Annotated in this window: 21 protein-coding genes; 12 read left to right on the top strand and 9 right to left on the bottom strand. The window is 52.3% G+C overall.

The genetic code is table 11. The features are described from left to right. Nucleotides 1-27: 27 nt before the first annotated feature. The 3 genes from ACO0LI_RS26080 to ACO0LI_RS26070 are packed head-to-tail and all read right to left on the bottom strand — an operon-like array spanning nucleotide 28 to nucleotide 1,060. Entirely contained in the window at nucleotides 28-252 is a 225-nt protein-coding gene (locus ACO0LI_RS26080; protein ID WP_423036323.1) for a cysteine-rich CWC family protein, read from the bottom strand. After that, nucleotides 249-479: a zf-HC2 domain-containing protein gene (locus ACO0LI_RS26075; protein WP_422950042.1), complete on the bottom strand. Its 231-nt coding sequence runs from the start codon at nucleotides 477-479 to the stop codon at nucleotides 249-251. The genes ACO0LI_RS26080 and ACO0LI_RS26075 overlap by 4 nt, the downstream gene beginning before the upstream one ends. Then, entirely contained in the window at nucleotides 476-1,060 is a 585-nt protein-coding gene (locus tag ACO0LI_RS26070; RefSeq protein WP_162043763.1) for a sigma-70 family RNA polymerase sigma factor, read from the bottom strand. Before ACO0LI_RS26070 ends, ACO0LI_RS26075 begins: the two co-directional genes overlap by 4 nt. 100 nt (nucleotides 1,061-1,160) lie before the next feature. On the opposite strand from ACO0LI_RS26070, the gene argB reads away from it, so the two are divergent. From argB to ACO0LI_RS26045, 5 genes are all read left to right on the top strand, one after another. Next, the gene (gene argB, locus ACO0LI_RS26065) at nucleotides 1,161-2,093 is read left to right on the top strand and encodes an acetylglutamate kinase (protein WP_422950043.1); all 933 of its coding nucleotides are present in this window, start codon (nucleotides 1,161-1,163) and stop codon (nucleotides 2,091-2,093) included. 33 nt (nucleotides 2,094-2,126) lie between these two features. After that, a complete protein-coding gene (locus ACO0LI_RS26060) occupies nucleotides 2,127-2,825 on the top strand; it encodes a pyrimidine 5'-nucleotidase (protein WP_423036321.1) in 699 nt (232 codons plus the stop codon). A gap of 121 nt (nucleotides 2,826-2,946) precedes the next feature. Then, the gene (gene slmA, locus ACO0LI_RS26055; RefSeq protein WP_422950045.1) at nucleotides 2,947-3,522 is read left to right on the top strand and encodes a nucleoid occlusion factor SlmA; all 576 of its coding nucleotides are present in this window, start codon (nucleotides 2,947-2,949) and stop codon (nucleotides 3,520-3,522) included. 82 nt (nucleotides 3,523-3,604) lie between these two features. Continuing rightward, nucleotides 3,605-4,378, top strand: coding sequence for a helix-turn-helix transcriptional regulator (locus ACO0LI_RS26050; protein WP_423036319.1), 774 nt, complete (start codon nucleotides 3,605-3,607; stop codon nucleotides 4,376-4,378). 40 nt (nucleotides 4,379-4,418) lie between these two features. After that, on the top strand, nucleotides 4,419-4,862 hold the full coding sequence (locus ACO0LI_RS26045) for a DUF962 domain-containing protein (protein ID WP_423036317.1): 444 nt from the start codon (nucleotides 4,419-4,421) through the stop codon (nucleotides 4,860-4,862). 25 nt (nucleotides 4,863-4,887) lie between these two features. Here ACO0LI_RS26045 and ACO0LI_RS26040 read toward each other — a convergent pair whose 3' ends face one another. Beyond that, nucleotides 4,888-6,171 carry a diguanylate cyclase domain-containing protein gene (locus tag ACO0LI_RS26040; protein WP_423036315.1) on the bottom strand — a complete coding sequence of 428 codons (1,284 nt, stop codon included), beginning with the start codon at nucleotides 6,169-6,171 and terminating at the stop codon, nucleotides 4,888-4,890. Between the two features lie 483 nt (nucleotides 6,172-6,654). Between ACO0LI_RS26040 and pabB the strand changes: the two genes are divergently transcribed. The 7 genes from pabB to ACO0LI_RS26005 all read left to right on the top strand — a co-directional run bounded on the left by pabB (nucleotide 6,655) and on the right by ACO0LI_RS26005 (nucleotide 14,551). Then, nucleotides 6,655-8,535 carry an aminodeoxychorismate synthase component I gene (pabB, locus tag ACO0LI_RS26035; RefSeq protein ID WP_423036313.1) on the top strand — a complete coding sequence of 627 codons (1,881 nt, stop codon included), beginning with the start codon at nucleotides 6,655-6,657 and terminating at the stop codon, nucleotides 8,533-8,535. A 247-nt stretch (nucleotides 8,536-8,782) separates the two neighbouring features. Then, on the top strand, nucleotides 8,783-9,946 hold the full coding sequence (locus ACO0LI_RS26030; RefSeq protein ID WP_423036311.1) for an ABC transporter substrate-binding protein: 1,164 nt from the start codon (nucleotides 8,783-8,785) through the stop codon (nucleotides 9,944-9,946). Nucleotides 9,947-10,044: 98 nt separating this feature from the next. Further along, nucleotides 10,045-11,094, top strand: a complete 1,050-nt coding sequence (locus ACO0LI_RS26025; RefSeq protein ID WP_423036309.1) for a branched-chain amino acid ABC transporter permease — start codon at nucleotides 10,045-10,047, stop codon at nucleotides 11,092-11,094. Further along, complete coding sequence (locus ACO0LI_RS26020; protein WP_423036307.1) at nucleotides 11,094-12,935, top strand: ABC transporter permease subunit; 1,842 nt, start codon at nucleotides 11,094-11,096, stop codon at nucleotides 12,933-12,935. The genes ACO0LI_RS26025 and ACO0LI_RS26020 overlap by 1 nt, the downstream gene beginning before the upstream one ends. Next, nucleotides 12,935-13,738 carry an ABC transporter ATP-binding protein gene (locus tag ACO0LI_RS26015; RefSeq protein WP_423036305.1) on the top strand — a complete coding sequence of 268 codons (804 nt, stop codon included), beginning with the start codon at nucleotides 12,935-12,937 and terminating at the stop codon, nucleotides 13,736-13,738. The genes ACO0LI_RS26020 and ACO0LI_RS26015 overlap by 1 nt, the downstream gene beginning before the upstream one ends. Nucleotides 13,739-13,762: 24 nt before the next feature. After that, a complete protein-coding gene (locus tag ACO0LI_RS26010; RefSeq protein ID WP_423036303.1) occupies nucleotides 13,763-14,128 on the top strand; it encodes a hypothetical protein in 366 nt (121 codons plus the stop codon). Between the two features lie 27 nt (nucleotides 14,129-14,155). Next, a complete protein-coding gene (locus ACO0LI_RS26005; RefSeq protein WP_423036301.1) occupies nucleotides 14,156-14,551 on the top strand; it encodes a VOC family protein in 396 nt (131 codons plus the stop codon). A 35-nt stretch (nucleotides 14,552-14,586) separates the two neighbouring features. Here ACO0LI_RS26005 and ACO0LI_RS26000 read toward each other — a convergent pair whose 3' ends face one another. From ACO0LI_RS26000 to ACO0LI_RS25980, 5 genes are all read right to left on the bottom strand, one after another. Beyond that, nucleotides 14,587-15,381, bottom strand: coding sequence for a spermidine synthase (locus ACO0LI_RS26000; protein ID WP_423036299.1), 795 nt, complete (start codon nucleotides 15,379-15,381; stop codon nucleotides 14,587-14,589). Between the two features lie 9 nt (nucleotides 15,382-15,390). Continuing rightward, nucleotides 15,391-16,035: a glutathione S-transferase family protein gene (locus tag ACO0LI_RS25995; RefSeq protein ID WP_423036297.1), complete on the bottom strand. Its 645-nt coding sequence runs from the start codon at nucleotides 16,033-16,035 to the stop codon at nucleotides 15,391-15,393. Between the two features lie 69 nt (nucleotides 16,036-16,104). Further along, the gene (locus ACO0LI_RS25990) at nucleotides 16,105-16,863 is read right to left on the bottom strand and encodes a HesA/MoeB/ThiF family protein (protein ID WP_423036295.1); all 759 of its coding nucleotides are present in this window, start codon (nucleotides 16,861-16,863) and stop codon (nucleotides 16,105-16,107) included. Between the two features lie 60 nt (nucleotides 16,864-16,923). Further along, a complete protein-coding gene (locus ACO0LI_RS25985) occupies nucleotides 16,924-18,453 on the bottom strand; it encodes a S41 family peptidase (protein ID WP_423036293.1) in 1,530 nt (509 codons plus the stop codon). Between the two features lie 14 nt (nucleotides 18,454-18,467). After that, nucleotides 18,468-19,811 (bottom strand): murein hydrolase activator EnvC family protein, encoded by a 1,344-nt coding sequence (locus ACO0LI_RS25980; protein ID WP_423036291.1) that lies wholly within the window; start codon nucleotides 19,809-19,811, stop codon nucleotides 18,468-18,470. Between the last annotated feature and the right edge of the window lie 9 nt (nucleotides 19,812-19,820).

Here is a 19,820-nt window from a genome sequence, read left to right as displayed (position 1 = left end):
GCGTTGCTGGCCTGCCTAGCCTGTTAGCTAAGCAGCGGGCTGCGGACTGTTGTCAAGCTGGTATTCTGCTTCATGTTCTGCCTTCCACTGTGGCAGGCAATGCGGACAAAAGCAACTGGCATCCATCTTCAACTCACCGTCAGGTAATTTTTTAAATGCAATTGGTGGCAAGGCCGTGCACCAGCATGCCTGGCCGGTATTGTCTGCCATTGCGCAGGTAAACACAGCCTGACAGCGCGGACAAACGCTCATGTTGCACTACCTGTGCCACCAGTATGATCAGTTTCTGTGGGCAAGCCTTCGCTGGCGGTCTGTTTCATTGCCTTGCGTAAGAAGGACATTTGTCCATTAAAGCCGGTACAGGCGCGGCAAATTGCCAGGTGCATTTTTAACTGGCTGCGCTCAGACAGACTGAGCGGGCGATCCAAACCCTCAGAAATAAGCTGATGTGCTTGTTTGCAAACAATAAAGACACTCATATTTTTTCTCCTGATGACACCCTGCCAAACCAGTTCAGGTCCAGGCATTCACGCAGGCGTAATCGCGCACGATAGAGCACCACCCATAGATTAGACGTACTCAACTCCAATTCCTTACAAATTTCTTCTGTTTCCAGTTCCAGCCATTCGCGCATCATGAAAACGCGTGCAGTTTTGGCAGGCAGGTTTTCCAGGCAGACTTCCAGCACACGGAAAAAATCTTTTTGTTGTAATGTTGCTTCAGGCGCACCCCAGGCGGTCGGCATACCTATCACGTGGCCGTTGGCATTAAATAAACTGTCTATTAAATCATCTTCAGATTCATCGTCCTTGATTTCCAGCGGCTTTTCTTTTTTCAGCGAGCGCAGGTGGTCGATGATCTTGAATTTCAAAATGCCTGTCACATAGGTGCGTAGCGAAGAATTACCGGCAAAACTGTCCGGTTTTTCGAGTACGGCCAGCAAGGTCTCCTGCACGGCATCTTCTGCTGCACACTCATTGCGCAGTTGCAATTGTGCAAAGCGATACAGGCCGGGGCGCAGGTTTTCCAGTTGTTGATGTAAATCTGTAATCGATGTCATAAGTCTGGTGACTGAATTGGAAAAGCTTTCGCTGCAAATCCTGTAAAATTCAGGCTTGATGAAATAACCCACTATCATACCTTCAGGATATACCGTCATTATGAGCGATTTGAACGCAAACACGACAGAAGAACTTGCACCGGAAGACCGGTTGGCAGGTGTGGAACCAGCCATCAAGGCGGAAATTCTGGCGGAAGCCCTGCCTTATATCCGTAAATTCCATGGCAAAACCATCGTTGTCAAATACGGTGGCAATGCCATGACAGAAGAACGCCTGAAGCACGGCTTTGCCCGTGATGTCATTTTGCTCAAACTGGTCGGCATGAACCCGGTCGTGGTGCATGGTGGCGGCCCGCAAATTGATAATGCGCTCAAGAAAATGGGCAAGCAGGGTACCTTTATCCAGGGTATGCGTATTACCGATGAAGAAACCATGGAAGTCGTTGAATGGGTACTCGGTGGTGAAGTCCAGCAAGATATCGTCATGCTGATCAACCACTACGGTGGCCAGGCAGTAGGCCTGACCGGTAAAGACGGCGGCCTGATCCGCGCCCGCAAGATGATGATGCCTGACCGTGAAAACCCGGGTGCCATGCTCGACATCGGTTATGTTGGTGAAATTGATGCCATCAACCCGGCGGTTGTCAAAGCACTGCAGGACGATGCTTTCATCCCTATCATTTCTCCTATCGGTTTTGGCTCAGATGGCCAGGCTTACAACATCAATGCCGATCTGGTCGCAGGCAAGATTGCCGAAATCCTGAAAGCTGAAAAGCTCATCATGATGACGAATATCCCTGGCGTGCTCGATAAACAAGGCAATCTGGTGACCGATTTGTCTGCGCGTGAAATTGATGAAATGTTTGCCGACGGTACTATCTCCGGCGGCATGTTGCCCAAGATTTCGTCAGCACTCGATGCTGCCAAGTCCGGTGTGAATACCGTACATATCATTGATGGCCGTATCGAACATTCGCTGTTGCTGGAAGTGTTGACCGAACAAGCCTTCGGTACCATGATACGCAGCCATTGATGAATCCATATCAGCTGGTGGAGCGCCTGCCTCATGCGTAGGCGCTCAGAGCCCTTGTGGCTGTTTGATCTGGACAATACGCTGCACAATGCCTCACATGCGATTTTCCCTGTCATCAGCCAGAACATGAATGCCTTCCTGGCACGTGTGCTGGGGGAAGATGGCAACCCGGCAGATGCCGAGCGGGTAAATGCCATCCGCCAGCAATACTATGCGCGCTATGGCGTCACCATGCTGGGCATGGTCAGGCACCATGGCGTCAGGGCAGATGAGTTTTTGCAAGAGGTCCATCATTTTGATGACCTCAGCGCGATGATCAGGTATGAGCGCGGTTTGAAAAAACTGTTGCGCCGCCTGCCAGGTAAAAAGATTTTGCTGACCAATGCACCGCGCGTGTATTCAGGCCGGGTACTCAGGCACATGGGTTTGCATAAACATTTTGATGCGCATATCCCGGTTGAGGCCATGCGCGTGCATGGGCAAATGCAACCCAAGCCTTCGCGCCCTTATCTGCGCAAGCTGCTGGCAACTTATGGCAAACAGGCAAGAGACTGTATTTTGGTAGAAGATAGTGTGGAGAATTTGCTTGCTGCAAAGCAAGAAGGTCTGCGCACAGCCTGGGTCACAGGCTATACTCCTGCCCATCAGCGTAAAAGAGCTGCTGCCTGTGCCGACGTCAAAGTAAAATCCGTCATACAACTCGCCCGCCACATCCATCGTCTGCGCGCCTGAGCTCAGGCAGTGTAGCAAAATGTGCAGGGGGATTGCGTACTGGGCGGCTGGTCTTTAGAATCTCGCCCCGGCGCGGCTGAATTGCGTGCACTCCTTTTTTGAATTCACTTATTTGACACCTATGGCCAGCACCAAACCCGGCGAACGTAAATTACAGATACTCCAGACGCTGGCGGCGATGCTTGAACATCCCAAAGGTGAAAAGGTCACAACCGCTGCGCTGGCGGCTAAAGTGGCCGTGTCTGAGGCTGCGCTCTACCGTCATTTCGCCAGCAAGGCGCAAATGTTTGAGGGCCTGATCGAATTCATCGAGTCTTCCATCTTTGGCCTGATCAACCAGATCAATGAAAGCCAGGAAGATGGCATGGTGCAAGCCCAGTCCATCATCAACATGCTGCTCAATTTTGCTGAGCGCAATCCAGGCATGACCCGCGTGCTGATTGGTGACGCCCTGGTGAACGAAGATGAACGTCTGCAATTGCGCATGAACCAACTTGCCGAAAGACTGGAAATGGCTTTCCGCCAGTCTTTGCGTCTGGCAGCCAGCCAGGGGCATTTTGCTGAAGAAGAAGCACAGGCCCGCGCCAGTCTCTTGTGCAGCTTTGTCATGGGCCGCTGGTTGCGTTTTGCCAAGACCGGCTTCAAATTGCTGCCGACTGAACAGGCAAACATGCACATTGCTTTGCTGTTGCGCTAATCATCAAGGCTTGATTGCACTTCATCGCTAGCTGACGCATCATAGCCCTTGTTTGATTCACACAAGATGCTGACTGCCATTGATGAAGCTGCCCCAGCAACCCGGACGTTTATTTTTATGGCGCGGAGCCGCCCTGGTGGTTTCACCGGGCATAGATTCGTCCCTGCATACCCATTTTGCACTGCAACTGACTTATGGCCTGGAGCGGCCATTCCGTGCCCGACTGCAGGCAGATCATGACTGGACAGAAACCCGCAGTGCCAGCTTTGCCCCGCATGATGCCCATCAGATAGACAGCGATGGCGGCATGCTGGCGCATCTGTTCCTGGAGATGCCGGAGGCAGTGAAGTGGGGTGGGACGGATTTGCAGGCGGCATTCGGGGCTCTGCCAGAATTTCAGGCGATAGCCGCCAGTCTGGCCGATAACCGCCATCAGTCACTGGACATGGCAAGAGCCCTGCAGATACGCCAAATCTGGCAAGCCTGTGCCTTGCCGCATAGCCAGACCAGTACCTCACTCGATAACCGCATCCTGACTGCGCTGGATGCGATAGCCGCTAACCACGGCGCAGATTGTAGTGGTGAGAGCCTGGCCAGACTCGTACATTTATCTGAAAGTCGCTTCACCCATTTATTCCGTCAGCAAACCGGCATGTCGCTGTCGCGCTATCTGCTATGGTCGCGCATGGTGGATGCAGTAGCGGCAGTTGCGCAGGGCAATAACATGACAGCGGCTGCGCATGCCTCCGGCTTTGCCGATCTCGCCCACATGAGCCGTACCTTCCGTAGCATGATGGGGGTAGCACCTTCAGAATTGCACAGGATGGCGATTGCGTTCAAGCAGAATGTCATTTGATGGATTACTCTGGGGGTATAACAATATCCGGGAGACCCTCATGCAACAAACAAACCAAAGACAGATAGAGCAACTGCTGGCGAAATATAGCGAAAGCCATCTGAACCCCACCAATGAACTGATCCACTTTGTCTGTGTGCCCGTGATCGTGCTGTCCTTCCTTGGCCTGATCTGGGCTGTGCACCCTATGGCGGCACTTGCTGTTACTGTCATCTCGCTGATTTATTACACGACACTCTCGGTGCCGTTTGCCGTAGGCATGCTGGGAATGTCGGGTACGATGCTGTGGATACTCTCGCAACTGCCGCAACACATGGTGTGGCAAATCTCACTCGGTATTTTTGTGGTCGCCTGGATAGGCCAGTTCATCGGCCACAAGATAGAAGGCAAGAAACCTTCTTTCTTTGATGACCTGCGTTATTTGCTGATCGGCCCTTTGTTCGTTCTCAGCTTTTTATACCGCCGCCTGCATATCGCGTATTGAGCATCCGATCAGCATCAACTCAGCATCAGATGCTGAGTTGCACTGCCTGAGAAGTCTTGGGCAAGTCCTTGCTATACAGGCGCCAGGTATTGCGGCCAGCGGCCTTGGCGGCTTTTAGTGCAATATCAGCATGATGCAAAAATAGCCGCTGCTCTTTGGCATGCAGGGGGCAGCAGGCTACGCCCACACTGGCGCTCAGCAAGATTTGCTGGCCGCGCAAGGTCATGGGCTGGTTGATGGCCTTGACCAGCCGGTCTGCCAGTTGTTCTACTACTTCCAGGCTACCCACATTGGGCATGATGGCGGCAAATTCATCACCATCAACACGGCATAGCGTATCAGTACTGCGCAAGACACCGCACAGACGGTTGGCCATGGTCGCCAGGATCAGGTCACCGGCATCATAGCCAAAGCTTTCGCTAAGTCCCTTGAAGTGGTCCAGGTCGATAAACATCAGGGCAGCTATTTCATTATTGGTGACGGCATCTTCGAGACAATTGCTGAGCAATCTGTGGAAGTAATGGCGGTTAGGCAGCTTGGTCAGGCTGTCATGGTTGTTCAAAATAGCCAGGCGGCTGTCGGCTTCACGCCTTTCCCTGGCTTCACTTTGCATATCGTTTTCCCAGGCTTCCATGCGGGCCAGCATGAGATTGAAATGCATGTTCAGGCTGCCCAGTTCATGCTCAGGGTCTTGCGGTGCGCGCAAGCTGTAATCGCCCAGTGTTGCCACTTTTTCAGCAATGACGCTTAATTCCATGATGGGTTGCATGGAGCGTAACTGGTTATTCGTCAGCCAGTAAGCTACCAGCACAGTGATAAACACAGACAGGAAAGCCGCAATCAGCAAGAACAGCAGGATATGCTGGTACAGCGGCCAGGTGCTGATTTGCAACTGTACCTGGCCTATCACCGTGGTGCCGCTCAGCACCGGGCTTATCGCGTTGAAACTGCCTGGGTGAAAATCCACCGTATGGCGCCGCAACAAAGTCGTGGCTTCTACGCCACTGGTCTTGATCAACTGGCCCTGGGGGTTCCAGGCCAGTATTGGCTGGCCATGCCTGTCATAGACATTGGCGGTTTGCATGTCTGGCGTATTGGTAGCATTCAGCAACAGGCTTTGCAATTGCCGCATGTCATTGGCGATCATCGCGTCCGCCATGTTACTGGCGAGGATGTCAGACTTATACAGGGCTTCTGAACGCAGGTTTCTTTGCAAAAGATAAGCAGACAGTACCAGTCCCAAGATCAGGGCAGCCAACATCGCCAGCGCGATTGCCTGCAAATTCTTGCGAAAAATGCGTTTTGCCATTGGTAACCTGAAGTAAGTGTTTTGCATGAGAAATATTGCGAATTGCCCTGTGGGAAGTACTGCTGTAGTGAATATCAGCGACTATACCTATGTGCCAGAATCATGTCATAAAAAAGTGCCATGGCACCAGAACTCATTTCATAAATAGGGGTGAGTGCGAACAAGGCGATTTGGGATGCAGTGCAAGGCGTGACGCGCAGCTAAGGCGTCCGCCTTTGCAAGCGGCACAACGCAGCAATGCGCCCAAATCGTCAGTTCCCGAAGGGTTTGCCTCATAACGCGCGCTGGGCTGCGTTGAACTCCACCGCTATTGACTGCCTCGCCCGACTTACCAGCCCACGTTATGAGGCAAACGCATCTCATCCTTATTTATGAAATGAGTTCTATACTTCTGTCTTGATTGGCGTCTTTGTGCATCGCTTTATGCAGAAGCAGGCATCTGCGGGTAAACTGCGGCACATCTTTATGTTAGCTTGAATCCGCGTGTCAGATTTTTCCAACAATCCTGTCCTGCCATTTTCTCTGCCCCGGGCTGGGGAATGTTTTGCCCTGCTTGATGATGCTCATTCAGAGCAGGCACAATCGCGCTACTACCATGAGCTGCAGACCGTACTGACATGCAGTACAGCGCAACAGTGGTCAGACTTGTGGCGTGATGCAGAGGAGGCTTTGCAACAGGGCAGTTTTGCGCTGGCATTGTTGTCGTATGAAAGCGGTGCGCAATTGCAAGGCATTAGTGAACATGTTGAACACCCTACAGCCGCTGTATCACGCATACTCCTGTTCCGGCAATGTCATATTCTGGATAGCCAGCAAGTCACTGCTTTTTTGCAGGCGCAAGAAGCTTCGTACACCATTGCCGGAATCGCAGGTATACAGCCCAGTGTCGATGCCAGCCAGTTTGAAGAAGACATAGCAAGGGTCAGGGAATATATCGCTGCCGGTGACACTTATCAGGTCAACTACACTTACCGCCTGCATTTTGACAGCTATGGCCCGCCCGCCGCACTCTACAGCCGCTTGCGTCAGCGCCAGCCCGTGCCCTATGGTGCGCTGATCTGCCTGCCTGATGGCGAGGCAATAGTCTCACTGTCACCAGAATTATTCGTGCGCCAGCAACAGGGTAAATTGCTGGCCCGCCCCATGAAAGGCACCGCAGCAGCAACTGGCGATGCAGAGCAAGACCAGCGTTTGGCAGCAGAACTTGCTGCCGACAGCAAGAACCGCGCAGAAAATCTCATGATCGTTGATTTGCTGCGCAATGACCTCGGGCGTATCGCCAAAACCGGCACGGTCAGGGTACCCAAATTATTTGAGGTCAAGCGCTTTTCCAGCGTGCTGCAAATGACTTCTACTGTCGAAGCCGATTTGCAGCAAAACCTGAATCTCGAACAGATACTGACGGCCCTGTTTCCCTGTGGCTCGATTACCGGGGCACCCAAGCACCGCACTATGCAGATCATCCGTGAACTGGAAGCAGAGCCGCGTGGCTTGTATACCGGTGCCATAGGCTGGTTCGATCCACCTGCACAACCAGGCGCATTGGGCGATTTTTGCTTGTCTGTACCTATACGTACTCTGCAACTGCAAGCTCCTGCCGATGATGCAGAGCCAGTCTTGCGCCGTGGTGTGCTCGGGGTAGGTGCTGGCATCGTGTATGACAGTGTGGCCCAGGACGAATATGCAGAATGCCATTTAAAGGCACGCTTCCTGACCGGTTTGCCACCCCAGTTTGAACTGTTTGAAACCATGTACGCAACCCAGGAAGAAGGCTGCCGTCACCAATCACGGCATCTGCAGCGCCTGCAGGCGTCGGCACAGTATTTTGGCTTTGTCTGGAACCAGCAACAGATCAGGCTGGCATTGCAGCAAACATGTGATGCCCTGCCTGCTAGCCTGCCACACAGGTTGCGCCTGGCATTGAAGCCGGATGGCGAACTGGAAGTGCGAACAGCGCTACTGAGCAGCATGCCAGAACAGCCCAAGGTCATGCTGGCGACAACTGCCAGTGATAGTCGTAATCTGTTCCTGCGCCACAAAAGCAGCTTGCGCCAGCAATATGACCAAGCCTGGCAGGCAGCAGAGCAACAGGGCGCATTTGATATGTTGTTTTTTAACGAAAAAGGGCATCTGACCGAAGGCGGGCGCAGTACAGTCTTGCTGAAACTCAATGGCAAATGGCTGACACCGCCACTCGAAGACGGTGTCTTACCCGGTATCATGCGGGCGATTTTGCTGGAAGACAGGCGTTACCAACTGACTGAGCAAGTCCTGACGCTGCCAGACTTGCAGGCCGCAGAGCAAATCATGTTGTGCAATTCCCTGCGTGGTGCTTTTGTTGTTGATTTGATTAAAATGGATTAACTAAGTGCATGCAAGACTTGTTTTGCTGGCAAGAAAGCTGACATGACTTGCCTATCTGAAGTATAAAGATAAATTCCGCTCACAAATTTGGTCTGGAAAATTGATCCAGCTTAAATATTGTGCCTGCACGAAGGAAAGGTTACACTGGAAAAAAATTAACCGACCAAGCGGTCGGCAAATTGCATTCTTATTCATATTGTTTGGTAATGATTAATATTGCAGATAATCGCAAAACAGGAGACTACCCATGAAGAAACGGTTTTTACTGGCGGCCTTGCCTGCCATGTTATCGCTGGTACTGGCAACAAATGCTTATGCGCAGATCAAGGTTGGCGTCAATGTGTCGGCCACCGGCCCCGCCGCTTCTCTGGGCATCCCTGAAAAAAATACCTTTGCCCTGCTGCCCAAGGAAATCGCCGGCAAGAAGGTGGAATACATCGTACTGGATGACGCCTCTGATACCACGACCGCTGTCAAGAATGCCCGCAAGCTGATAGCCGAAGACAAGGTTGATATCCTCATCGGTTCTACCATCACGCCTAATTCCCTGGCCATGGTCGATGTGGCAGCAGAAAATGAAACGCCAATGATTTCGATGGCGGCATCTTCGGCGATTATTTCACCTATTGATTCCAAGCGTTACTGGGTATTCAAAACGCCGCAAAATGATTCACATATGTCCACAGCGATCACCGGCCACATGAACGATGCTGGCGTCAAGACTGTTGCATTTATTGGCTTTGCTGATGCGTATGGCGAAGGCTGGTACAAAGAATTTTCCAAGATCGCTGAATTGCGCAAGCTCAAAGTGGTTGCCAATGAGCGCTTTGCCCGCAGTGATACTTCAGTCACTGGCCAGATTCTCAAAATCCTGGCGACTAATCCTGATGCAGTCTTGATTGCCGGTGCCGGTACGCCAGCAGCCCTGCCACAAAAGACCTTGAAAGAACGCGGCTACAAGGGCAAGATTTATCAGACCCACGGTGTTGCCAATAACGACTTCCTGCGTGTCTGCGGCAAGGATTGCGAAGGCACCTGGTTGCCAGCAGGCCCACTGCTGGTGGCTGAACAATTGTCCAATGATAATCCAGTCAAAAAATCTGCCATGCGCTATGTCAAAGCGTATGAAAAAGAATACGGCGCAGGTTCTGTTTCCACCTTTGGCGGCCATGCCTGGGATGCCAGCTTGTTGCTGGAATCAGCAGCGACCGTGGCTTTGAAAAAAGCCCAGCCAGGTACCAAAGAATTCCGCGCAGCCTTGCGTACCGCGCTGGAAAATACTGTGAACCTGCCAGTCTCGCATGGCATCGTCAATATGACGGATACTGATCATCTGGGTTTTGACCAGCGTTCCCGCGTCATGGTGCAAATCGTCAATGGCAAATGGAAACTCATAGGTCAGGCTAACTGATGTATTGATGAAGTAATCAAGGGAGCTGCGGCTCCCTTTTTGTTCGGCCCAAAGTATAGGGCCACGCTTGAACTAGTAAGCAAGAAAGTCAGGTTTACATGGATTTTTCAATTGCCGCCATCCTCGCTCAGGATGGTATTACCAGTGGCGCCATCTATGCCTTGCTGGCATTGGCGCTGGTGCTGGTGTTTTCCGTTACGCGGATTATTTTCATACCGCAAGGTGAGTTTGTCGCCTTTGGTGCGCTCAGTCTGGCTGCTATACAGTCGGGCAAGTTCCCGCATTCTGCCAGCCTGTTACTCGCTTTTGGCTTGCTATGCCTGGGCAAGGAAATTTATGCGCAACTGCGCAGCAAGCAAGCTGTGAATGCCAAGGCCATGGCTTTATCGGCTGGCAAGCTCTTGCTGTTTCCACTGACTGTCTGGCTGCTGGCACGCAATGTCAACGCGCAGGAATGGCCCTTGTTCGCCCAGGTCTTATTGGCACTGGCGATAGTGGTGCCCATGGGACCCATGATTTATCGTCTGGCTTACCAACCGCTTGCAGAAGCCAGCACTCTGGTCTTGCTCATCGTTTCTGTTGGTGTGCACTTTGCGTTGACTGGTATGGGTCTGGTGATGTTCGGTGCTGAAGGTTCACGCACGACCGCTTTCAGTGATGCCCGCTTTGAACTCGGTGCCATGCAGATATCTGGCCAGAGTCTGGTAGTGATTGCTGTCTCTGCCCTGTTGATCGCTGCACTGTATTTCTATTTTGAGCGCAGCCTGTCTGGCAAGGCCTTGCGTGCTACTGCCGTCAATCGCCTCGGTGCGCAACTGGTTGGCATAGGTACCACGCAGGCGGGTCGTCTGGCATTTACACTTGCCGCAGCCATGGGAGCATTGTGTGGCGTGTTGATCGCCCCGATGACTACGGTGTATTACGACGGCGGCTTTTTGATCGGCCTCAAAGGTTTCGTCGGTGCCATCGTCGGTGGCTTGGTGTCTTATCCGGTGGCCGCAGCGGGTGCACTGCTGGTGGGCTTGCTGGAATCGTATTCATCTTTCTGGGCCAGTGCCTATAAGGAGGTTATCGTATTTACCCTGATTATCCCGGTCTTGCTGTGGCGTTCACTCTCCAGCAAACATACTGATGAGGATGAAGAATAATGAAAGCACTCATCAATAACGGTATCAATAAGGGCATCAAACACGGTAAATGGATATTGCTTGCGCTGGTCTTGCTATTCCCCCTGGTGCCGGTACCTGAATTCTGGATCACTCTTGCCAATTACATAGGCCTGTATGCGATCGTCGCGCTGGGCCTGGTCTTGTTGACCGGTGTAGGTGGCATGACCTCTTTTGGCCAGGCAGCTTTTGTTGGCCTCGGTGCTTACTCCACAGCTTATCTGAGTACGGCCCTCGGTTATTCACCGTGGCTGGGTTTGCTGGCTGGCCTGGTGCTGACCATGGTGGCAGCACTGGCGATAGGCCTGATTACCATGCGCCTGTCCGGCCACTATCTGCCACTGGGGACTATCGCTTGGGGCCTGTCGCTGTTCTTCCTGTTTGGTAACCTGGAATTCCTAGGCAAATATGATGGCCTCAACGGCATACCGCCGATAGAAATCGCTGGCTTAAAACTAGATAGCGGCCGCAGCATGTTTGGCCTGATCTGGGTAATATTGTTGCTGGCGATAGTTGCGGTACAAAACCTGCTGCAATCCCGTCCTGGCCGTGCCATACGCGCACTCAAAGGTGGTGGTGTCATGGCAGAAGCCATGGGTGTCAATACTGCGCGCATGAAGGTTATTATCTTCGTCATCGCTGCGATGCTGGCCAGTGTTTCCGGTTGGCTGTATGCGCACTTGCAACGCGCCGTTAATCCCACGCCATTTGGCTTGAATGCCGGTATTGAATACCTGTTCATGGCCGTGGTTGGCGGTGCTGGTCATGTGTGGGGAGCCTTGTTGGGATCAGCCCTGCTGACGCTGCTCAAAGACAAATTGCAAAGCATCTTGCCTGCATTGCTGGGCGCGAATGGCAATTTTGAAGTCATCGTGTTCGGTGTCTTGCTGGTCTTGCTGCTGCAACGTGCGCGCGATGGTGTCTGGCCTTATTTAGCCATCTGGAGCAAGCACCTGTTTGCCAAATGGCTGCCAGAAGATAAGGGCATACAGGTCGCTGCAGATGCCGCAATATTGCCAGTACGTGCCAAACCACCAGTCGATACCGTCATCCTCGAAATCGACAAAGCGCGCAAGCAATTCGGTGGACTGGTTGCTGTCAATGACATGCAGTTCACCGTCAGTGCAGGCCAGATCGTCGGCCTTATAGGCCCGAATGGTGCAGGCAAATCAACGATGTTCAACCTGGTCACTGGTGTCTTGCCTTTGACCAGCGGTGCCGTGCGTTTTTACCGTGATGGCAAATTGCAGGACATCGCCAACCTGCCTTCGCGTGAAATCGTCAAGCTCGGCATAGGCCGCAGTTTCCAGCATGTGCGTTTGCTGGCCAGCATGACGGTGCTCGAAAACGTCGCGATAGGCGCGCATTTGCGTGCCAAGGGTGGTGATGTCATGGAAGTCATTGCCAGCATCTTGCGCCGTGACAGCAAAGTAGAAAATTCTCTGCTGGCCGAGGCAAAAAAACAGCTGGAACGGGTAGGTCTTGCCCATCTCATCAATGAAGAAGCAGGCAGCCTGGCGCTGGGCCAGCAGCGCATACTGGAAATCGCCAGGGCGCTGTGTTGCGACCCCAGCCTGTTGTTACTCGATGAGCCAGCCGCCGGTTTGCGTTATAAGGAAAAACAGGAACTGGCCGAGCTCTTGCGCAAGCTGCGTGCAGAAGGCATGAGTATCCTGCTGGTCGAGCATGACATGGATTTCGTCATGAATTTGACGGATCAACTGGTGGTCATGGAATTCGGCACCAAGATTGCCGAAGGCTTGCCGCAAGACGTACAACAACATCCGGCTGTGCTGGAAGCTTATCTGGGTGGGATAGATTGATGACGACTACAAATTCTGCAGACACCACGCCAGTCATCCTGGCGACGACTTCCTTGTCTGAACCGGCCTTATTGCAAACCAAGGACCTGCAAGTATTCTATGGCAAGGTCGAGGCTTTACAGCCTGCCAATATACGTGTCGGCGTCGGGCAAATCGTTACCGTCATCGGCCCGAATGGTGCGGGAAAATCGACGATGCTCAATGCCATCGCCGGTGCCCTGCCGGCCAGTGGCAGCATGCGCGGTCAGATATTATTGGCTGATAAAAACCTCGCCAGCGTCAGCATAGAAAACCGCGTTGCGCAAGGCATGTCACTGGTGCCAGAAAAACGCGAGCTGTTCGCTAGCATGAAGGTCGAAGACAATCTTTTGCTCGGCAGTTACCGCCGCTACCAGGCCGGTGAAAAAAATTATGCTGACCAGCTCGATGTTGTCTTCGATCTTTTCCCCCGCCTCAAAGAAAGACGCACCCAGGAAGCGGGTACATTGTCAGGCGGTGAACGCCAGATGCTGGCAGTAGGCCGTGCTCTCATGGCCAAACCGCAATTGCTGATGCTGGATGAACCCAGCCTTGGCCTCGCACCCTTGATCGTCAAGGAGATTTTCCACATCATCCAGCGTCTCAAGCAAACCGGCGTTGCGATTCTACTGGTAGAGCAAAATGCCCGCGCCGCCTTGCAAGTGGCCGACTATGCCTATGTGCTGGAAACCGGTCAGATTGCGCTCGAAGGTGATGCCGCAGAATTGGCAAATGACCAGCGCGTGATCGATACCTACCTGGGTCTGACCAAAAAGAATCATTGAGCTAGCCGTGCTAGACTTTGCGGTATGAGAGTATTGATTACAGGTGCCACCCAGTGGGAAAGCCAGGTCGCTATCCGCCGCGAACTGGCTCAGCTACCGCCAGCGACCATCATCGTCACTGGTGATACACCTGGCATAGATGCGCACGCCAAAACAGTTGCACTGGAATTTGGTTTTGCAGTCGAAGCGATGAAAAAAACCAATGCTGACTACCGCGCATTTCCAGGTGAAGGATGGAAGGGCCTGAATGTCAGAATGCTGGCGACAGGCATAGACCTGGTGCTGGCCTTTCATGCCGACTATGGCAAACCTGGTTGCGCTCGCGGTACAGTACATGCAGCGACACTTGCTGAGCAGGCACAGATACCGGTCAGGATTTTTACACAGTAATGACGCAATAAGCGCAAAGGATGTAGCATGATCTCCCATGTATTCACAGGCATACAGGATTTTGAGAAATCTTTTTCGTTTTACTCTGCCCTCATGACAGAGCTTGGCCTGGTCTTGAAATTCAAGGATGCAGGCAAGCCCTGGGCAGGCTGGATGCCGGCAGACCAGCCTCGCCCTTTGTTCGTCATCGGCAAACCTTATAACGGTGAAAGTGCCGAACAGGGCAATGGTCAGATGGTGGCATTGCTGGCTACGTCACGTGCAGTGGTGCAGCATGCCCATGCATTGGCACTGGCGCACGGCGGTACTTGCGAGGGAGCGCCAGGTTTGCGTCCGCATTATCATCCAAATTATTATGGCGCTTATTTCCGAGACCCAGATGGCAACAAGCTTTGTGTTTGCTGCCATCATCCTGAGGATTAAACAGCACGGAGCATATTAAAGATGCTCGCCAGGATTCAGGCATTTTCCGCCATCCATGCCTTCAGGCCATTGACCCATTTTGCCGCCGGTAATTTGCAGGCCAGCCGTATTGCCTTTGCGCGTTCATACAAGTCTTCAAAATCCACTGCGGGGGCTTGTTTGAAGGCGATGGCGACGGTGTTGGCATCGTGCACCAATGGCAGCCAGACCACGGCATCGAAAGCCTCTTGCAAGGCAGCGATATTGGCATTGCAGTTGGCGCGGTAATTTTGTGGATTGCCAAACAGGTTCACGGTCAGCATACCATCTTCGCTGAGACAATTGGCACAGGCCTGGTAAAACGCGGCGCTGCCGAGTGCCGGGGCTTCGGCGGCGGCATCATACAAATCAATTTGCAAGACATCGGTCTGGCCGTGGTTGGCGCTGTCGTTGACATAGTCCAGCGCATTCATGCACAGCACTTGCAGACGTTCATCGTTGACCGGTAGTTTGAAATGCTGGTGGCAGGTGGCGATGACCCTGGGATTGAGTTCTATCGCAGTGACCCTGGCCTGTGGGAAATTGCGGTAGCAAAACTTGGTCAGCGCGGCTGCACCCAGGCCCAGTTGCACTACGTGTTGCGGTTTATATTTGAACAGCATCCACATCATCATTTGCTGCACATATTCCAGTTCTATCTGGTCAGGCATGGCCATGCGCATGGCACCCTGTATCGCATCAGAAGACAGATGCAGGGTGCGCACACCAAGGTGCTCGGCGATGGTGACCTCGGGCAAGTCCATGGTTGCTGCCTGAGTCGCCTTGTACAGATTAAGACCAGTCTTTTGCATGCGGAGGAATTAATTACTGGTTTTAGGCCAGGTTTCCAGGCCTTCGATGTCCACCATCTTTTGCCAGCTCGGGCGGGCGATGATCAGTTGCGCGAGTTTGTTCAGTGCAGGCCATTGTGTTGCCGGACGTGGCATATTGCGTGACCAGCGCATCAGCATGGTCAGTTGCAGGTCAGCGCCAGAAAAAGTTTCACCGAGCAGGTAGGGGCCATTCTTGCTCAGGTGCAGGTCAAGCTGATCCCAGATGGCAGCGATGCGTTTTTGCAAGGCCGCTTTGCTGGCTTCACTATGCTCAGTAAAACCCAGTTCGGCCGGATAAAACCAGGCACGGAAAGCCGATTGCAGGCTGCCGCTGATGAAGATGATCCATTGCCGCCACAGATCGCGTTCAACGGTGCCAGCGGCGGGTGCAAGGGCCGCTTTCGGGTGGCGCTCTGCCAGCAGCATCAGCAAGGCGGCGGATTCCAGGTAAGGGCGGTTATCGATGACCAGAGTAGGCACGACACCATTCGGATTCAGGCGCAGATAATCGGGATCTTTTTGCTGGTTCTTTTCTACATCGACGAGTTTCAATTCATGGGCAGCGCCAATTTCCAGTAGTGCCAGATGAACGACCATGCTGGCGGTGCCAGGGCAATAGTAAAGAGAATACATATAGTCCTTGATGAATTTTGAAGTGTAGTTGTGAGGTGTAGTTTTAAGCTGCAGTTGTAAAGTACAGGTTTAATCCGGATGAACTTGCCCGCAAACAGAGCATTGTGCATTTTTGCTGATGCCTATGCTATTCCATTCCATGCGCAAGGCATCCAGTAACAGCAGGCGGCCTGACAGTGCCTGGCCTATGCCCATGATGACTTTCAGGGCTTCGGCGGCCTGCATGCTGCCTATGATGCCTACCAGCGGTGAAAATACGCCCATGCTGGAACACAGCACTTCTTCAAAAGGCTGGTCGGGTGGGAACAGACAGGCATAACAGGGCGAAGCCTCGTCACGGCTGTCAAAAACGCTGATCTGGCCATCAAAGCTGATGGCCGCACCAGATACCAGTGGCACTGCAAATTTGACGCAGGCGGCATTCACGGCATGGCGGGTGGCAAAATTGTCGCAACAGTCGAGCACGATGCTGGCCTGGCTGACCAGTTCTTCCAGCCGCGCATCGGCAGCCCGCTCTTGCAGGGCAATGATATTTATTTCAGGATTGATGGATTCCAGCGTGTGTTTGCCTGAGCCAACCTTGGCCATGCCCACGGCTGCCGTGGTATGCATGATCTGTCTTTGCAGATTGGTCAGATCGACGCTGTCATTATCGACCAGGGTGATCGTACCCACCCCAGCGCTGGCCAGGTACATGGCCGCAGGTGAACCCAGGCCACCTGCACCGATGACGAGTGCATGTGCTTCCGTGATTTTTTGCTGGCCCTCTATACCTATCTGGTCCAGCAGGATGTGGCGGGAATAGCGTAAGAGTTGCTGATCGTTCATCGTCGTAAAAAAGGCCGCTGTTGGAGTAAGCGGCCTTTTTATGAAGGTTAATTTCAGGGTTTATTTTTTCTTGCTATCTGTTTTGTGATCGGTCTTGTGATCGGCTTTGTCAGTTTTTTCAGCTTTGGCTGGCTTGTCAGCTTCTTTACTGCTGTCTTTGCCTTCCTTGCCTTCTTTATCAATGACCTTGGCTTCAGTGACCTTGACTGGCAAACCTTTCAGGTGGTTCAGGGCTTGGGCCAGCTGGAAGTCTTCGGCGCCGCCGTATTCAAGAGGCTTGCTCTTTTTCGCCAGCGCGATCAGGCGTTGCTCTTCTTCGGCTTCATCGACTTTAGGACGGGCAACTTCTTTTTCCTTGTCGTTTGTCAGATGTTTTTGCAAGTCAGCTTCACGCGCACGCAAGCCATTGAAGCCATCGCCATCTGCTGTTTCTTCGACGTTCAGGTCAGGGACGATGCCTTTGGCCTGGATAGAGCGGCCATTCGGCGTGTAGTAGCGCGCTGTGGTCAATTTGACGGCAAAGTCTGGATTGCTGCTATTGAACGGGAAGCGGATGATGGATTGCACTGATCCCTTGCCAAAACTTTGCGTGCCCAGGATGGTCGCACGTTTGTAGTCTTGCAAGGCACCCGCCACGATTTCTGAGGCAGATGCAGAACCGGTGTTGATCAGCACCACCATCGGGACTTTTTTGATTGCTTCCGGCAATTTGCTCAGAGGATCAGTCAGCGTTGCCCTGTCATAGTCCTGGCGGCGGGCAAAATAAGTTACTTTTTGATCTGCCATCTGACCATTGGTGGATACTACCGGCACTTCCTTGGGCAGGAAGGCGGCAGACACACCGATGGCGCTATCAAGCACACCACCCGGGTCATTGCGCAAATCGAGTACCAGTCCCTTCAAATTCGGGTCTTGTGCATACAGGCCCTGGATTTTCTTGGACATGTCGTCGGTAGTTGGTACCTGGAACTGGGAAACCCTGATCCAAGCATAGCCAGGCTCGACAATTTTTGCCTTGACGCTTTGCTGCTTGATCAGTTCACGGGTAATCGTGACGACGATAGGTTTTTCTTCGCTCTTGCGGTAAATCGTCAGCGTGATCTTGGTATGCGGTTCACCGCGCATTCTCTTGACGGCTTCATCCAGCGTCAGGCCTTTGACCGGTTCAGAATCGAGCTTGGTAATCAAGTCACCGGATTTTAGATTCGCGCGGTAGGCAGGAGAATCCTCAATCGGGGAAATGATTTTCACATAGCCGTCTTCCATGCCGACTTCTATGCCCAGGCCAACAAACTTGCCCTGCGTGCTTTCATTCAGTTCCTTGTAGGCTTTTTTGTCCAGGTACACTGAATGCGGGTCGAGGGAGCCGACCATGCCGGAGATGGCATCCTTGATCAGTTTTTTGTCTTCAACTGGCTCAACATAGGCAGATTTGATCAATCCGAATACGTTAGTCAGGTCTTTTAGCTCGTCGAAAGGAAGTGTCTCCGCAGTGCCTTTTTGTGCCACTGCAGAAAACTGCATCGACACTGCCACACCGGCAATCATGCCGAGGCCAATTAAACCGAAATTCTTGAATTTGCTGCCCATGATTCACCTAATGCCTATTTAGAGATCCAGTTGAGAGGATCAAATACACGTCCTTGATGACGTACTTCAAAGTATAAACCTGATTCTTCATTACCGCCGCTGTTTCCGGCACTGGCAATGACATCACCGGTTTTTACTACATCGCCGACATGCTTCAATACTGCCTGATTATTGCCATACAGGCTCCAGTAACTGCCGCCATGATCAACAATCACCATATTTCCATAGCCCTTCCACCAGTCAGCAAAAATCACTTTGCCCGGGGCGATGGTCTTGATTTCCGTCCCTTCATTCGCTTTGATGAACATGCCTTTCCAGCTGGGGCCATCAGCGCGTTTGCTACCAAACCGGGCAAGAATTTCACCTTTTACTGGCAAGCGTAATTGCCCTTTCAGCTTGTCAAATTCACCTGCAGGTGGGGTCGCCACCTTGGCTTGCCTGGGCGGTTCGTCATCATCAATCGCATTAGGATTGGTGATTTTCGCTGGTTTCTTGCCCTGTGCTGCCTGTCTTGCTCTTTCTTTCTGTGCTGCTGCAATTCTTTCCTGGCGTTGTTTTTCTTCCAATGCCGCTTTGGCCGCATCTGCCTTGGCCTGCTCTTCAATCAGTTTATTTAATTGTGAGACCAGATTACTCAGTCTTTGTTCATCTTTTTCGAGACTATCAGCCTGTTTTTTTTGTATATATAATTTTTCTGCCAACTGACTTACCAATGTGGCATGTCGTTTTTTCTCTTTTTCCAGCGCCAGCTTATGACTTTTTTCTTCATCAGCTATTTCATCAAGTTCTGCCTTGGCTTCTATCGCTTCTTCGGCATTTTTTTCCACAGCTTGAAGACTGATGCGCAAACCATCTATCAGTTTGGCCTGGGTTTGCGATACATAACTCATGTACTGCAGTTCGCGGTTGATACGGTTGGGGTTGTCGCCCGACAGCAGCAATTTGATGCGGTCACTGTCGCCGCGCATGTATTGGCGGCGTAAAAAATTCGAGAGTTGTGTTTTTTGTTTTTCAACTTTATCAGCCAGGGCTTGCTGCTGCTCTGTCAGTTGTTTGACTTTGGCTTCAGTCTGCGCCTGTTCGGCCTGCAAATCACGCAAAGAACGGTTGGCTTCAGAAATGGATTTTTCTGATTCGGCCATCGCATCGCTGGCATTGTCTTTGGCCGTTTCAGTTTTATTGATATCGTTTTTCAAGGACTTCAGGCGGTTTTGCAACTCTGCCCGGTCTGCTTCTGCCTTGTTTTTTTGCTGGGCGCGGGCATTGCTGGCGGCCATTGCAGACGTTGCTGTGCCTGCCAGAGTCAGGCACAGCAAACTTGCAATTAAAAACGGTGAAGACTTGGTGTTAAATGACATTCAATACTT

It is taken from the genome of Undibacterium sp. Tian12W, assembly GCF_049339405.1.
In the GTDB taxonomy this organism is placed as follows: Bacteria; Pseudomonadota; Gammaproteobacteria; order Burkholderiales; family Burkholderiaceae_D; genus Undibacterium.
This window is presented reverse-complemented; position numbering and strand designations above follow the sequence as displayed.